Origin of the sequence: Kitasatospora sp. NPDC086801 (assembly GCF_044745805.1) — a bacterium.
GTDB lineage: Bacteria > Actinomycetota > Actinomycetes > Streptomycetales > Streptomycetaceae > Kitasatospora.
This window is the reverse complement of the sequence record NZ_JBIVAX010000021.1, coordinates 38762-52211: the sequence shown is the minus strand read 5'-3', so window position 1 is coordinate 52211 and position 13450 is coordinate 38762. Positions and strand designations below refer to the sequence as shown.

At 70.2% G+C, this 13450-nt stretch carries 15 protein-coding genes; 8 read left to right on the top strand and 7 right to left on the bottom strand.

Features of this window, described 5'->3' with window-relative positions:
- Positions 1-235 precede the first annotated feature (235 nt).
- The 4 genes from sdhC to ACIPLC_RS22045 are packed head-to-tail and all read left to right on the top strand — an operon-like array spanning position 236 to position 3686.
- Positions 236-616: a succinate dehydrogenase, cytochrome b556 subunit gene (sdhC, locus tag ACIPLC_RS22060; RefSeq protein WP_063349043.1), complete on the top strand. Its 381-nt coding sequence runs from the start codon at positions 236-238 to the stop codon at positions 614-616.
- Positions 617-624: 8 nt separating this feature from the next.
- Positions 625-1116: a succinate dehydrogenase hydrophobic membrane anchor subunit gene (locus ACIPLC_RS22055; protein ID WP_400474702.1), complete on the top strand. Its 492-nt coding sequence runs from the start codon at positions 625-627 to the stop codon at positions 1114-1116.
- 54 nt (positions 1117-1170) lie between these two features.
- Entirely contained in the window at positions 1171-2913 is a 1743-nt protein-coding gene (gene sdhA, locus ACIPLC_RS22050; protein ID WP_400474701.1) for a succinate dehydrogenase flavoprotein subunit, read from the top strand.
- Entirely contained in the window at positions 2913-3686 is a 774-nt protein-coding gene (locus ACIPLC_RS22045; RefSeq protein WP_400474700.1) for a succinate dehydrogenase iron-sulfur subunit, read from the top strand. The genes sdhA and ACIPLC_RS22045 overlap by 1 nt, the downstream gene beginning before the upstream one ends.
- 66 nt (positions 3687-3752) lie before the next feature.
- Here ACIPLC_RS22045 and ACIPLC_RS22040 read toward each other — a convergent pair whose 3' ends face one another.
- Together ACIPLC_RS22040 and ACIPLC_RS22035 are read right to left on the bottom strand one after the other, a co-directional pair.
- Positions 3753-5363 carry a hypothetical protein gene (locus ACIPLC_RS22040; protein WP_400474699.1) on the bottom strand — a complete coding sequence of 537 codons (1611 nt, stop codon included), beginning with the start codon at positions 5361-5363 and terminating at the stop codon, positions 3753-3755.
- Between the two features lie 91 nt (positions 5364-5454).
- Entirely contained in the window at positions 5455-5709 is a 255-nt protein-coding gene (locus tag ACIPLC_RS22035) for an SCO4848 family membrane protein (RefSeq protein WP_400474698.1), read from the bottom strand.
- A 39-nt stretch (positions 5710-5748) separates the two neighbouring features.
- Here ACIPLC_RS22035 and ACIPLC_RS22030 point away from each other — a divergent pair, with 39 nt between their 5' ends.
- Positions 5749-6000, top strand: a complete 252-nt coding sequence (locus ACIPLC_RS22030; RefSeq protein WP_400474697.1) for an SCO4848 family membrane protein — start codon at positions 5749-5751, stop codon at positions 5998-6000.
- Between the two features lie 47 nt (positions 6001-6047).
- On the opposite strand, the gene ACIPLC_RS22025 is transcribed toward ACIPLC_RS22030, so the two are convergent.
- The 3 genes from ACIPLC_RS22025 to ACIPLC_RS22015 form a co-directional block, all read right to left on the bottom strand.
- Positions 6048-7136 carry a protein-L-isoaspartate O-methyltransferase gene (locus tag ACIPLC_RS22025; protein WP_400474696.1) on the bottom strand — a complete coding sequence of 363 codons (1089 nt, stop codon included), beginning with the start codon at positions 7134-7136 and terminating at the stop codon, positions 6048-6050.
- Between the two features lie 7 nt (positions 7137-7143).
- Entirely contained in the window at positions 7144-7296 is a 153-nt protein-coding gene (locus ACIPLC_RS22020; protein WP_355253943.1) for a hypothetical protein, read from the bottom strand.
- 895 nt (positions 7297-8191) lie between these two features.
- A complete protein-coding gene (locus ACIPLC_RS22015; protein ID WP_400474695.1) occupies positions 8192-8386 on the bottom strand; it encodes a hypothetical protein in 195 nt (64 codons plus the stop codon).
- A gap of 143 nt (positions 8387-8529) precedes the next feature.
- On the opposite strand from ACIPLC_RS22015, the gene ACIPLC_RS22010 reads away from it, so the two are divergent.
- The 3 genes from ACIPLC_RS22010 to ACIPLC_RS22000 all read left to right on the top strand — a co-directional run bounded on the left by ACIPLC_RS22010 (position 8530) and on the right by ACIPLC_RS22000 (position 11289).
- The gene (locus ACIPLC_RS22010; RefSeq protein ID WP_400474694.1) at positions 8530-9273 is read left to right on the top strand and encodes an XRE family transcriptional regulator; all 744 of its coding nucleotides are present in this window, start codon (positions 8530-8532) and stop codon (positions 9271-9273) included.
- A 4-nt stretch (positions 9274-9277) separates the two neighbouring features.
- Positions 9278-9748 carry an NUDIX domain-containing protein gene (locus ACIPLC_RS22005; RefSeq protein ID WP_400474693.1) on the top strand — a complete coding sequence of 157 codons (471 nt, stop codon included), beginning with the start codon at positions 9278-9280 and terminating at the stop codon, positions 9746-9748.
- 347 nt (positions 9749-10095) lie between these two features.
- Positions 10096-11289, top strand: coding sequence for a D-alanyl-D-alanine carboxypeptidase family protein (locus tag ACIPLC_RS22000; RefSeq protein ID WP_400474692.1), 1194 nt, complete (start codon positions 10096-10098; stop codon positions 11287-11289).
- A gap of 25 nt (positions 11290-11314) precedes the next feature.
- On the opposite strand, the gene ACIPLC_RS21995 is transcribed toward ACIPLC_RS22000, so the two are convergent.
- The gene (locus ACIPLC_RS21995) at positions 11315-12256 is read right to left on the bottom strand and encodes a YihY/virulence factor BrkB family protein (protein WP_400474691.1); all 942 of its coding nucleotides are present in this window, start codon (positions 12254-12256) and stop codon (positions 11315-11317) included.
- A gap of 66 nt (positions 12257-12322) precedes the next feature.
- On the bottom strand, positions 12323-13321 hold the full coding sequence (locus ACIPLC_RS21990; RefSeq protein WP_400474690.1) for a glycosyltransferase family 2 protein: 999 nt from the start codon (positions 13319-13321) through the stop codon (positions 12323-12325).
- Between the last annotated feature and the right edge of the window lie 129 nt (positions 13322-13450).

Sequence of the window (13450 nt, the reverse complement as noted above, 5' to 3'; positions counted from 1 at the left end):
CGGCGGCGGAGCGGGCCGCTACCGTAGCGCAGCCGAGCCGTCACCCAGAGCGACCAAAGCGCCGCCGGTTCCCGTCCGGCTAGGCCAGTCGTGCCTGATTGATCACACCTGAGACCCCCGGAGGCGGTTCCCGACACAGCGTCGATAGGATGCTGGCGGCCGGTGGACCGTACCCGGCCGGGCTGACCGACACCGAAGCCGGCCGAGCCCCCAATCGCTTCCGGAGGGTTTTTCCGTGCCGGCTGGAACGCTGTACCGCGGCCGGGAAGGCATGTGGAGCTGGGTGGCTCATCGAGTCACCGGCGTCCTCATCTTTTTCTTCCTGTTCGCCCATGTCCTGGACACCGCTCTGGTGCGAGTGTCGCCCGAGGCGTACGACACCGTCATTCAGACGTACAAGACTCCTCTCGTGAACCTGATGGAGTACGGCCTGGTGGCCGCCATCCTGTTCCACGCCCTCAACGGCCTGCGGGTCGTCGCCGTGGACTTCTGGTCCAAGGGCCCGAAGTACCAGAAGCAGATGCTCTGGACCGTCGTGGCGGTCTGGGTCGTGCTGATGGCCGGTTCCTTCTACGGGATCCTGCAGCACACGCTGATCTCCTGGTTCGGGAAGTGAGCTGACACATGTCCACGGAATACTCCGACGCGCTGGTCGTCCCCTCCGCGCAGGCGCACACCGCCAAGGGTCTCGGCACCGGCAACCCGGCCGACGCGTTCGTCATCGACCCGCCGCGCAAGCGGACCGCGAAGACCCCGCGCCGCACCCGCACCAACTTCGAGATGCTGGCCTGGCTCTTCATGCGCCTGTCCGGCATCGTCCTCGTGGTGCTGATCCTCGGCCACCTGCTCATCATGCTGGTGCTCGACGGCGGCGTCTCCAAGATCGGCTTCGCCTTCGTGGCCGGCCGCTGGGCCTCGCCGTTCTGGCAGGTCTGGGACCTCACGATGCTCTGGCTCGCCATGCTCCACGGCGCCAACGGCATGCGGCAGGTCATCAACGACTACGCCGAGAAGGACTCGACCCGGCTCTGGCTGAAGGGGCTCATGGGTACCGCCACGGTCTTCACCGTGCTGCTCGGCACCCTGGTGATCTTCACCTTCGACCCCAACATCTGACGACAAAGCATCTAATCGGCAATCGGCAGAGGCCAGAGGCGAGTTAGAACCCCCATGCAGATTCACCAGTACGACACCGTCATCGTCGGCGCCGGCGGCGCCGGCATGCGCGCGGCCATCGAGTCGACGCAGCGCACCCGCACCGCCGTCCTGACCAAGCTCTACCCCACCCGGTCCCACACCGGCGCGGCCCAGGGCGGCATGTGCGCCGCCCTCGCCAACGTCGAGGAGGACAACTGGGAGTGGCACACCTTCGACACGGTCAAGGGTGGTGACTACCTGGTCGACCAGGACGCCGCCGAGATCATGTGCAAGGAGGCCATCGACGCCGTCCTCGACCTGGAGAAGATGGGCCTGCCCTTCTCCCGCACCGAGCAGGGCCGGATCGACCAGCGCCGCTTCGGCGGGCACTCCCGCAACCACGGTGAGGCCCCCGTCCGCCGCTCCTGCTACGCGGCCGACCGCACCGGTCACATGATCCTCCAGACGCTGTTCCAGAACTGCGTCAAGCACGGCGTCGAGTTCTTCAACGAGTTCTACGTCCTCGACCTGCTGATCAACGAGGGCAAGACGGCCGGCGTCGTCGCCTACGAGCTGGCCACCGGCGAGATCCACGTCTTCCAGGCCAAGTCGGTCGTGTTCGCCTCCGGCGGCACCGGCAAGTTCTTCAAGGTCTCCTCCAACGCCCACACCCTCACCGGTGACGGCCAGGCCCTGGTGTACCGCCGCGGCCTGCCGCTGGAGGACATGGAGTTCTTCCAGTTCCACCCGACGGGCATCTGGCGCATGGGCATCCTGCTCACCGAGGGCGCCCGCGGCGAGGGCGGCATCCTGCGCAACAAGGACGGCGAGCGCTTCATGGAGCGCTACGCCCCCGTCATGAAGGACCTCGCGTCCCGTGACGTCTGCTCCCGCGCGATCTACACCGAGATCCGCGAAGGCCGCGGCTGCGGTCCGGACGGCGACCACGTCTACCTGGACCTGACCCACCTGCCGCCGGAGCAGCTGGACGCCAAGCTCCCGGACATCACCGAGTTCGCCCGCACCTACCTCGGCATCGAGCCCTACACGGACCCGATCCCGATCCAGCCCACCGCGCACTACGCCATGGGCGGCATCCCGACCAACGTCGAGGGTGAGGTGCTGCGCAACAACACCGACGTCGTCCCGGGCCTGTACGCGGCCGGCGAGGTCGCCTGCGTGTCCGTGCACGGCGCCAACCGCCTGGGCACCAACTCGCTGCTGGACATCAACGTGTTCGGCCGTCGCGCGGGCATCGCCGCCGCCGACTACGCCAACGGGCACGAGTTCGTCGAGCTGCCCGAGAACCCGGCCGAGAAGGTCCAGGCCCTGGTCGAAGGCCTGCGCGAGGCCGCCGGCACCGAGTCCGTGGCGCAGATCCGCAAGGAGCTGCAGGAGACCATGGACGCCAACGCGATGGTGTACCGCACCGGCGCCACCCTGAAGCAGGCGGTCGAGGACATCGCCGCGCTGAAGGAGCGCTACAAGCACGTCTCCATCCAGGACAAGGGCTTCCGGTACAACACGGACCTGCTGGAGGCCGTCGAGCTGGGCAACCTGCTCGACCTGGCCGAGGTGCTGGCCGTCTCCGCGCTGGCCCGCGAGGAGTCGCGCGGCGGCCACTACCGCGAGGACTTCCCGACCCGTGACGACGTGAAGTTCATGCAGCACACCATGGCGTACCAGGAGGTGGCCGCCGACGGCAGCACCTCCATCCGCCTCGACTACAAGCCGGTCGTCACGACCCGCTACCAGCCGATGGAGCGTAAGTACTGATGAGCACTCCTACCGTGGAGAAGCACTCGGCCGCTCTGGACGCGGTCGAGGCGGGCGGCGTCGAGCTGATCACCGTCACCTTCCGGATCCGCCGGTTCAACCCGGAGGAGCACCCGGACCCGGTGTGGGTCGACTACCAGCTGACGCTGGACCCGAAGGAGCGCGTCCTGGACGCGCTCAACAAGATCAAGTGGGAGCAGGACGGCACCCTCACGTACCGCCGTTCCTGCGCGCACGGCATCTGCGGCTCCGACGCCATGCGGATCAACGGCCGCAACCGGCTGGCGTGCAAGACCCTGATCAAGGACGTCAGCCCGGAGAAGCCGATCACGATCGAGGCCATCAAGGGCCTCACGGTCCTCAAGGACCTGGTCGTGGACATGGACCCGTTCTTCCAGGCGTACAAGGACGTCATGCCGTTCCTCATCACCAAGGGGAACGACCCGACCCGCGAGCGCCTGCAGTCCGCCGAGGACCGCGAGCGCTTCGACGACACCACCAAGTGCATCCTGTGCGCCGCGTGCACGTCGTCCTGCCCGGTGTTCTGGAACGACGGCCAGTACTTCGGCCCGGCCGCGATCGTGAACGCGCACCGCTTCATCTTCGACTCGCGCGACGAGGGCGCCGAGCAGCGCCTGGAGATCCTCAACGACCGTGAGGGCGTGTGGCGCTGCCGCACCACCTTCAACTGCTCCGAGGCCTGCCCGCGCGGCATCGAGGTCACCAAGGCGATCCAGGAAGTGAAGCGGGCGCTGGTCACCCGCCGCTTCTGATCCCGGCCTGACACGTCGAGGGCCCTCGTCCGATCATCCGATCGGGCGGGGGCCCTCGACGTTGGCTCAGCGCAGCGCGCCGAGGTCCTTCGGCGCGGACCAGCCGCTGAAGGTCACCAGGTGCCGGTCGGCGGTCACGGCCCACAGGTCCGGCTGGCCGTCCCCGTCGCCGTCGCCCGAGCTGCCGAGGGTCGGGTAGGCGTCGGTGGTGAAGCCGGTGGCGACCACGTCGGCCTTCGGGTCCGCGAGGGCGGAGAAGTCGAAGGTGCCGTCGGCCTTCTTCGGGACCGGATAGGCGTGCAGGTCACCGGTGGCCCGGTCGCGCGCCCACAGGGCGAGGTTGCCGGCCGCGTCCGGGCCGGGGGCGATCAGGTCGTAGCCGTTCCAGTCACCGGTGCTGGTGAGCTTGCGGACCTGGTCGTAGCCGAAGGCGAAGGCGTTGCCGGTGTGCAACCAGAGGTTCCCGCCCTCCAGCGTCAGGAGCGACGGAGAGGTGTCATCGTCCACCGGGCCGAACGCGATCATCTGCTCGGCCTTGGACCAGTCGGCGGCGAAGTCGGCAGGGCAGGGCACGGTGTTCCAGGCGGCATCCACGCACTCCCGCGAACCGGAGCCCGTCATGCCCCTGGTCATGGCACCGTAGTCGAAGTTCTGGTAGATGCTGAGGTAGGCGGCACCCGGCTTGTGGATGAACAGGTCGTCCGAGGACGGTGCGTGGTTCTCGTCCCAGCCACGGTGCGCCACCTGGTAGGCCGCCCAGCCCTCCCGGGAGGGGGAGACGTTGGCCGAAATCTTGGCATTGGGCGTCGTGCCGGACGCGTTCACGCTGAGGTACTGCAGGTTGCCCTGGGCGTCGGGCAGCAGGATGTCCGCGACGCCGTCCCCGTCGACGTCGCCGAGGGTCTTCGGCGGGTTCGGGTTCGAGGGGGCGTAGAAGGTGTAGGACGCCGCGCCGACGTTGCCCGCCTTGTCCGTCACCTGGACGTTGAGGCTGTTGGTGCCCCAGTTCAGGACCTTGAGATCGACCGTCACCGTGCCGTCGGCGTCCGGCTTGACGGCACCCGGCGAGCTGCAGTCGCCGACGCCGAGGTAGTCGAAGCCGTACCGGACGCAGGCGACGCCGGAGGCCTGCCCACCGGCCGGGGCGGGGTCGGCGGTCCTGAGGACGAAGGTCCCCTTCTGGCCCGCGTACTTGGTGGCGGTGCCGCCCGCCGGGAAGTCGGGCGAGGTGACCGTGGCGGTCGGGCTCGTGGTGTCCACCCGGAAGTGGCAGTCCGCCGACGGGGCGGAGGCCTGCTGGTCCTGCACGGCCGAGGCGTGCCACGCGTAGGCGTGCCCGTCCAGCAGGCCGGGGACCGCGACCTTGGCCTGCTGGCCGTATGCCTGGGCCTCGCCGGTGAACACCGGGTCCGGGGCGCCCGTGGTCTCGTCCCGGACGCCGAACCGGGCGCCGGTGCCGGTGACCTCGGCGTTGAGCGTCGGGCCGTTCGTGGTCCGTCCGATCCAGCGCGGGTCGGTGGTCGAGTCGCAGGCGTCGGCGCGGTAGTCGGTGCCCTGGCTGGTGCCGAGGACGACCGGCGCGGTGTCGGAGGCGGCGGCGCCGGGCGCGGTGAGCAGGCCGGCCGCGATGGCCGCCACCGTCACCCCGCCGAGTCTGCGGGCATGTCGAAGTGTCATGGAGGTACCCCACCCCTTTGATCGAGAGATCCCGTTCCGTGTACGAGCGGTGAGGATCTTTCCAGTGGGGACCGACAGCGGCAACGGAAATTCAGTCGGTGGCCGGGGTGCGGCGGGTGGCGCGGAGGCCGCGCACGCCGATGGCGCCGACGGCGATGCCGAGGAGGAAGGAGGTGACGGCGAGGAGGAGGTGGATCCAGAAGAAGGCGGTGGGCTGGGAGTGGTCGCCGTTGGTGAAGGCCTGGCCGCCGGAGTCCTTCCAGAGGTTCTTGACGAAGGTCGTTGAAGGGAAGCCACCTAGGAGAACCGGGGTACCCCCACGGTCGGCGGAGCGGACGCCCGCCACATACTGGAGGGAACGCCTCCCCCGCCTGAAGGACGCTCCATGAAGCTCACCCGCCCCGTCTCCTGGTTCCTTGCAGCGTTCGGCATCTGGTCTTGGGTGATCTGGGCAACCTTCGCTAAGAACCTCTGGAAGGACTCCGGAGGCCAGGCGTTCGTGAACGGCGACCACTCCCAGCCCACCGCCTTCTTCTGGGTCCACCTGCTGCTTGCCATCACCTCTTTCATCCTGGGGACGGCCGTAGGCATCATCGGTCTCCGGGGCATCCTGGCGAACCGTCGAGCTGTCGAGTAGAGGCCCGGCCGCCCCGTGGGGGACACAAGGCGGCCGGGCCGGTCTGGTCAGCCGATGGTGTTCCCGGGCTTGTCCAGCCACGGGCGGTGCTCACCGGCCACGGTCACGGTCATGCCGAACCGCGTGAGATCCGGCTTGCCGTTGCGCACCCACCAGGCGTGCGCCGCCGTCACTTCGTCCCACAGGTTGCGGGGGCCGGACTGCGAGACGGCGTGCTTGCCGTCCCAGTCGGCAAGGCGGCAGTGGGCGTAGGACTCCCCGTCCCAGACCTCGGCACGGCCGGTGCCGAACCGGTCGTACCCCACCCACACGTCCTGGCGGAACAGGTCCGGCATCCGCAGGCCGATGGCGAAGGCGGCGTGCGTCTGCTCGGCCACCTCAGCGGGGTCGATGCCGGACGCCCCGTGCCGAACGTCCTCGATGTCGAACGCGCCACTGTCCGGCCGTTGGTCGCGCACCCACATGAACGACACGTCCTCGACGAACGGGCCGCTCGCAGACCGGCCGTGCTCAGCCACGGTGAGCCGCAGCAGACCCCCGTTGCAGAACGCCGTCCCGTACGGAATCAGGATGACGCCGCCGGGCTCCACCTGCTCGATGGCCGCAGACGGAACGCGCTGGACGGCAGCAGTGAAGTGGGCCCGCTGGAACGGCGCGCCCTCGGGGTGGCCGAGCGTGCCGTCACCGGCGATGACCGTAGGCCGCAGGTCGGCGGCGTACAGCCGGTACCGGGCCTGGCTCGCAAGGTTCGGGTCCAGTTCGATGCTGGTCACATTCTCGGCACCGATCCGGCGGGCCAGCAGGCCCGCTGTCCAGCCGGTCCCGCTGCCCACCTCCAGGACCCGCATGCCCTCGGCCACGTCCAGGTGCCGGAGCATCTGCGCGACCACGGTGGGCATGGAGCTGGACGACGACGGCGTTTCGGTGCCGTCGTAGACCTGCGTCACAAGGGCCAGGTCAGAGTTGACCAACTCGGCCCAGCGGTCAGGGTGTTCGGCGCGGTCGATCCATGCGCCGTCGTGAAAGATCCGGTCCGGGGTGAACAGGTCGCGCGGGGTGGTGCGGAACGTCTTCTCCCAGTCGGCCGACAGCGCCCCGGACTCCCGGAGCGCGTCGGTCAGCTTGTCCCACGTCATGGCTTCCCTACGGCTTGGACGGCTTGGGCAGGTTGGTGGGCGGCGCGTCCCGCTGGCCGTCGTGCGGCGCGGTGTCGGGCTTGCCGGAGTGCCCACCGCCGCTACCGCCACCGGCCTTGCCGGGGCCGTCTCCGCCCGATCCTCCACCGTGCTTTCCCATGTGCGTTCCCTCCTGTGGGTGAGTTCTGGCGAGACCCAAGGGGGCGGCTCCGTCCGCGAGTTGGGGCGGAGCCGTCCCCTCGGCGGTGTCAGCCGGCGGCCGGGGTCGCCGGGGTGTCCGGCGGCATCGGGCCGGGCGGGCGCTCGGTCGGCGTGTTGCGCATACTGGTGTCTCCTCACAGCGAGGCGGTACCGGGCGCCGGTTGGCGTCCGGGCCGTTCGGTGTTGCGGAACCCGCTCCGGTCGGCTGCCTGCCAGGGAGGACGACCGGGGCGGGAGTTCTTTTGGGCGCGTCAGCGCCTCGGGTGGTTCGCCTCACGCACTCGGGCCAGCAGCACCGCCCGGCACTCCCGTTCCTCCGGGGTCAGGGGCACCTCGGTGCGTTCCTCCGGGGTGAGGTGCGGCCGGGGCCGGGCAGGCCGGTCACGGGGCCACGGGTGGGCCCTCAGCCACTCGAACGAGCACGGGCTCAACGTCCCCGGAGGGGGCCTGTGAGGCCGCCTGGCGGTCGTCCTGGCGGTCACTCATCCGGGCCCGCCAGCGGGTTCGTGCACTCGCCGTCGTCGGCGTGGCGCTGTCGCCACCGGACCAGGTGCCGCGCGATGGTGGGGTTCGTGTCGGCCGGGTACTGCGCTTCGACCCCGTCGAAGTAGGCGCATTTAAGACAGGGGTTCTCCGGCGCGTCGGTGGGCCGCTCAGGGGCCGTGGGGAGCATCCTCACGGCGCACACCCTTTGACGCACTTCGCGTTGTGCTGGTCGCGGAGCCGCTGAATGTCCCGCAAGGCGTCCATGTCCTGAAGCTCCGGCGGGGCCTCTGCGAACACAGCGGCCATGCGGTCGAAGGACCGGCCCACGGGGCACGGCGCGAGTGCCCCACCGGCTGTCTCTGCCGTCGTCATTCGGCCCCCTTGTCGGGGCAGTTATCCGCACCACAAGTGCAGGCGGGCCACTGGCGCAGGTTGCCCTTCCCACCCACCCGGGCCGAGACCTCGGCGTCGTAGTCGTCAAGCGGATTGAAGGTCGCCACCGCCTGGCGACGGGCCGCCTTGTGCTCGGACAGCGTCCTTGCGCTGCCCGCCTTCGCCGTCATGGGTCGCTCCTCCCGCCGAGATGTCACCAAGATCTGGCAGACGCCTGGGACGGTGGAACCTCGCGCAAAGGACACTTCAGAACGTCCCTCGCGCGGTAGAACGTCCCTAGCAAAGGACCGGCGCCTGTGGGGAGACAAGCGAGATGCCGAACGAGAGACTGAAAAGCGCTATGACGTCGGGCGGTTGGAGGTGTTCCGCCCTCGCGGAGAAGGCCGGCGTGGACACCAAGTCGGTTGAGCGGTGGGCCAACCAGAACAGGACGCCCCGCTTAGGGACTGCCCGTCTGGCCGCCGAAGCCTTGGGAGAAGACATGTTCGCCTTGTGGCCAAGTCTGCGGCAGCCCCGTGCCGCACGGGCGATAAGCCCAGAACTGGTGGCGCTGTACGAGCAGCGGGCAGACCTGCCAGTGTCCCTGTTCGTGGACTTGATGGGGAAGGCCACAGAACGCATTGACGTGCTGGTCTACGCTGCCGTCTTCCTTCATGAGGCTTACCCACGGCTCAACGATCTTCTTCGAGAGCGCGCCGCAGCCGGTTGCACTGTTCGGATCGCCCTCGGCGACCCCGACAGTGAGAACGTGAGACAGCGCGGGGAGGAAGAGAAGTTCGGTCACGGCATCGAGTCCCGGTGCCGCCTCGCGCTGATGCACTACCGGCCACTGATCGGGACTCCCGGCATCGAGATCCGCACGCACGGGACCACCCTCTACAACAGCCTGTACCGGGCAGACGACCAGATGCTAGTGAACGCGCACGTGTGGGGAGTCAATGCCTTCGGGGCCCCGGTCTGGCACCTGCGGCAGACCGGCGCAGGCACGCTGTTCGACACCTATGCTGCGAGTTTCGACGCAGTGTGGAACGCCGCCCTACCGGTTGAGGAGAGCTGATCACGTGGCACGCACCGAGTTCTACGACGATCCCAACGCGCCCAAGCCGAACCGGCTGGTGGTGGCAGCGTCCGCAGTGGTGACCGACGACGCAGGCCGCATCCTGCTCCAACGACGCACCGACAATGGCCTGTACGCGCTGCCCGGCGGCACCATGGACCTCGGCGAGTCACTTCCAGGCACCGCCGTCCGGGAGGTCAGGGAGGAGACCGGGCTTGACGTCGAGATCACCGGACTGGTCGGCACGTACACCGATCCTCGCCACGTGATCGCCTACTCGGACGGCGAGGTACGCCAGCAGTTCAACGTCTGCTTCACCGCGCGCATCACGGGCGGGCACCTACGGATCTCCAACGAGTCGACCGACCTCCAGTTCGTAGCCCCGGACAACATTGGAGACCTGCCAATGCACCACACCCAGCAACTCCGGCTTCAGCACTTCCTGGAGCACCGCGCGACCCCCTACCTCGGGTAAGGGCCACAGACGGCGAAAGGCCCCCGCCCTGCCCAGCGAGGGCAGAACGGGGGCAAGGGGCCGCTCAGCGGTCCCGGTAGGGACGTCGGCGCCACAGTCCACGGTCGTCCTGCCACAGGCCGACTGTGGCAGGGGGAAGGCACCAGCGGGCGTGGTGCGGGCCGGTCCGGTGGGCGTCGCCCGCTCGGGTGCTGGCGAACGTCTCACAGCAGGCCGGGCAGTGCTCGGCGCGCAGGCCGGACCAGGACCGCCCGCACTGCCGCCGATCGGCGTAGCGGAGGCCCCTCGTACGGAGGACCGCACCGGCGTGGCGGGCGACAAGCGCCCGAAATGGGTACGGTCTGCCCGTGCTCACACGTCGTCACAAATTCGCGCAGCTGTTCGTCGCGGTCACCGCGGTCCTCCCGGCCGTGCTCGCCGCCCCCGGGGCGGTCGCGGCCCCGCAGGAGCCGCCGCCGGCCGCTCCCGCGGTCGGCGGCGAGCGGCTCGGACGCTCCGGGGTCCAGGTCTCCCCGCTGGCCGGCGCCCCGGCGCTGCCGGGGGACCTCACCGGCGAGTCGTGGATGGTCTCCGACGCCACGACCGGTGACGTGCTGGCGGCCAGCAACCCGCATCGGCGGCTCCCCCCGGCCAGCACCCTGAAGATCCTCTTCGCCGACACCGTCCTGCCCAAGTTCGACCGCAACACGGTGCACAAGGTCGCCGACGAGGAGATCCTCGGGATCGGTGCCGGCAGCAGCCTGGTCGGCATCAAGGAGAACCTCGACTACCGGGTCGAGGACCTGTGGCGCGGGGTGTTCCTGAGCTCGGGCAACGACGCCGTGCACGTCCTGGCGCACATGAACGGCGGCGTGCAGCAGACCGTCACCGAGATGCAGTCCCGCGCCGACGCCCTGCAGGCCCGGGACACCCGGGTGATCTCCCCGGACGGCTACGACATGGACGGGCAGGTCTCCTCGGCCTACGACCTGTCGCTGTTCGCCCGGGCCGGCCTGCGCAATCCCGACTTCCGGATGTACTGCGCCACCCGGGAGGCGCAGTTCCCCGGCGCGGTGGACCAGAACACCGGTCGGCGCGGCAGCTTCGGGATCGCCAACACGGACCGGCTGCTGGGCAAGTACCCCGGTCTGATCGGGGTGAAGAACGGTTTCACCACCAACGCCGGCTCGACCTTCGTCGGCGCCGCCGAGCGGAACGGCCGCACGCTGCTGGTGACCGTGATGCACCCGGACAGCTACCAGCAGGTCTACGACGAGACGGCGGCCCTGCTGGACTGGGGCTTCGCGGCGGCCGGCAAGGTGCAGCCGGTCGGCAAGCTGGTCGACGAGCTCCCGCCCGACGGCGAGCCCACCGGCCAGGCCGGCGGCACCGCCGGCGCGCCCCCGCCGCACTCCACCCCCGCCGACCGGGCCGCCGCCGCCCCCGCTGCCGCCGAGGGCGACGGGCTCGGCCTCGGCGGCTGGCTGGCCATCGCCCTGGTGACGGCCGCGGCCGGCTACGGGGTGCTGGTCATGTGGCGCCGCTCCGGGGCGGCCCGCTGACACCTGCCGGACGGACGGCCCGGCCTCACTCCCGAGGCCGGGCCGCCGTCGTGTCCGCGGCCGCTTCCGCCTCGTCGGCCGCCGCCAGCAGCGCCCGGCCGTGCTCCCGGGTGCGCTCCCGGGCGGCCACCGGATCGGCCATCGCCGTCCAGGCCACGCAGTACATCAGCAGCCGGGAGACGAAGTTGATCCACAGCAGCAGCGCCACCGGCACGCCGAAGGCGCCGTACAGGCTCTTCCCGGCGACGGAGCCGAGGTAGGACGCGAGCAGGACCTTCAGCAGCTCGAACCCGACCGCGCCGATCAGCGCGCCCTGCAGCACGTCGCGCCGGCGCTGGCCGCCGATCCCGGGGAACGGCGCCAGCAGGTAGGCGAAGAGCAGCGTGTCGCACGCTATGGCGATGAGCACGCCGGCCCCGGTCAGCAGGTAGCCGCTGCCGAGCCCGGTCCAGTCGGCGATCCGCCCGGCCAGCGTCGTCCCGGCGGTGGAGGCGGCCACCGAGATCAGCGAGACCACGCCGAGGCCGCCCAGCACTGCGCAGTCCCAGCCCTTGCGCAGCACCAGGTTGGTGTCGTCGTCGGGCAGCTGCCAGACGTCCCGGATCGAGGTGCGCATGGTGTCCACCCAGCCGAGGCCGGAGACCAGCAGCAGTGCCCCGCTGACCAGCCCGACGGCGCCCGCGTTGGCCACCAGGGACGGCAGGTTGAGCGCCTCCGAGATGCCCGGCAGCTGGTCGGAGATGTGCTTCTGCAGGTTCGCCACCTGGCTGCTGTCGAGCGTCGAGACGGCGATCGCCAGGCCCACCGTGAGCAGCGGGAACAGGGCGAGGAAGCCGAAGAAGGTGACCGCACCGGCCAGCCGGTTGCCCCGGGCCGCGGAGAAGTACTCGTACACCCGGTACGGGCGGCTGCGCAGCACCCGTGCCACGAGCGGGCCGACGACCGGAAGGCGGGTCAGGAAGTCCACCCGACCGGTTATACCGGCCCGTCCTCCGAATGGCCGTCAGGCTCGGCCGAAGACAGGCCCCGGCCTCTAGCGCTTGACGAGGCGGCGGGCCCGGGCGAGGGCGCGGACGGCCTGGTAGGCGCCGTAGCGGCCGTGGCCGAGCAGTTCGGTGCGCACGCCGTCCACGCCGGGCGGCGGGCGGTAGCCGGCCGGGCGGAGCCGGGCGCAGTGGGCGGCGGCGCGGCGGAAGTACTCGCGGCGGTCGCCGGGCGGGATCCGGCCGGGCTTGGAGACGACGGTGTTGAGGTGGTGCAGCATCCGGCCGTAGACGACCGGGCGCCAGTGGTCGAGGTCGGGGCGGCGGTCCAGGAAGGCGAAGACCAGGCCGTACTGGGCGAAGACGTCGAAGTGCTTGCGGCTGGCGGTGGCCAGGATGTTGCCGCCCTCCTGGCGCTGGCGGTAGTGCACGCCGACCTCGTCGAGCAGGGTGATCCGGGCCGCGGCGAGCAGCGCCGGGTACGTCCAGGGGGTGTCCTCGTAGTAGCCGGCCGGGAAGACCAGCTGCTGCGCGGTGACGAAGTCGCGGCGGTAGGCCTTGTTCCAGACCACCTGGAGCAGGTCGAGCAGGTCGGGGCGGGCGGCGAGGTCGAAGACGTCCGGGGAGGCGGCGCCGAACACGTGGGCGGAGGCGGCCCGGGTGATCCGGCCGTCGGCGTAGGTGCGGGCGTAGTCGTAGACCAGGACGTCCGGGTCGCCGGTGGCGGCGAGCCGGTCGTCGACGCTCTTGAGCAGCTGGGGGGTGAGCGTGTCGTCGCTGTCGAGGAAGATCACGTAGTCCCCGGTGGCCACCTCCAGGCCGGCGTTGCGGGCCCGACCGAGGCCGACGTTCTCGGGCAGGTGCAGCACCCGGATCCGCGGGTCGGCGGCGGCGGCCTCGTCGAGCATCGGGCCGCAGCGGTCCGGGGAGCGGTCGTCCACCGCGATCAGTTCGAGGTCCGGGCCGCCCTGGCCGAGCACCGAGTCGAGACACTCGGCGAGGTAGTCCTGGACCTGGTACACGGGGACGATCACGCTGAAGCGGGGCACGGGCCCAGCGTAGTGGCCCGAAGGGCCCCATGGCCCGGAAGGTAGGATCGGTGCGCACGTACGCACCGATCCAAAGTGCGGCCAGGCCCTCAACGGGCTGCCACGCTCCTTCCCGAGAAAGGCCTGCGT

What these genes read in the sequence shown, in the direction of transcription:
- ACIPLC_RS22015 (WP_400474695.1), bottom strand. Translation starts at nt 8,386, where the DNA reads ATGACGGCGAAGGCGGGCAGCGCAAGGACGCTGTCCGAGCACAAGGCG.
- ACIPLC_RS22010 (WP_400474694.1), top strand. Translation starts at nt 8,530, where the DNA reads ATGCCGAACGAGAGACTGAAAAGCGCTATGACGTCGGGCGGTTGGAGG.
- ACIPLC_RS22030 (WP_400474697.1), top strand. Translation starts at nt 5,749, where the DNA reads ATGAAGCTCACCCGCCCCGTCTCCTGGTTCCTTGCAGCGTTCGGCATC.
- ACIPLC_RS22055 (WP_400474702.1), top strand. Translation starts at nt 625, where the DNA reads ATGTCCACGGAATACTCCGACGCGCTGGTCGTCCCCTCCGCGCAGGCG.
- ACIPLC_RS22040 (WP_400474699.1), bottom strand. Translation starts at nt 5,363, where the DNA reads ATGACACTTCGACATGCCCGCAGACTCGGCGGGGTGACGGTGGCGGCC.
- sdhA (WP_400474701.1), top strand. Translation starts at nt 1,171, where the DNA reads ATGCAGATTCACCAGTACGACACCGTCATCGTCGGCGCCGGCGGCGCC.
- ACIPLC_RS22025 (WP_400474696.1), bottom strand. Translation starts at nt 7,136, where the DNA reads ATGACGTGGGACAAGCTGACCGACGCGCTCCGGGAGTCCGGGGCGCTG.
- ACIPLC_RS22045 (WP_400474700.1), top strand. Translation starts at nt 2,913, where the DNA reads ATGAGCACTCCTACCGTGGAGAAGCACTCGGCCGCTCTGGACGCGGTC.
- ACIPLC_RS22020 (WP_355253943.1), bottom strand. Translation starts at nt 7,296, where the DNA reads ATGGGAAAGCACGGTGGAGGATCGGGCGGAGACGGCCCCGGCAAGGCC.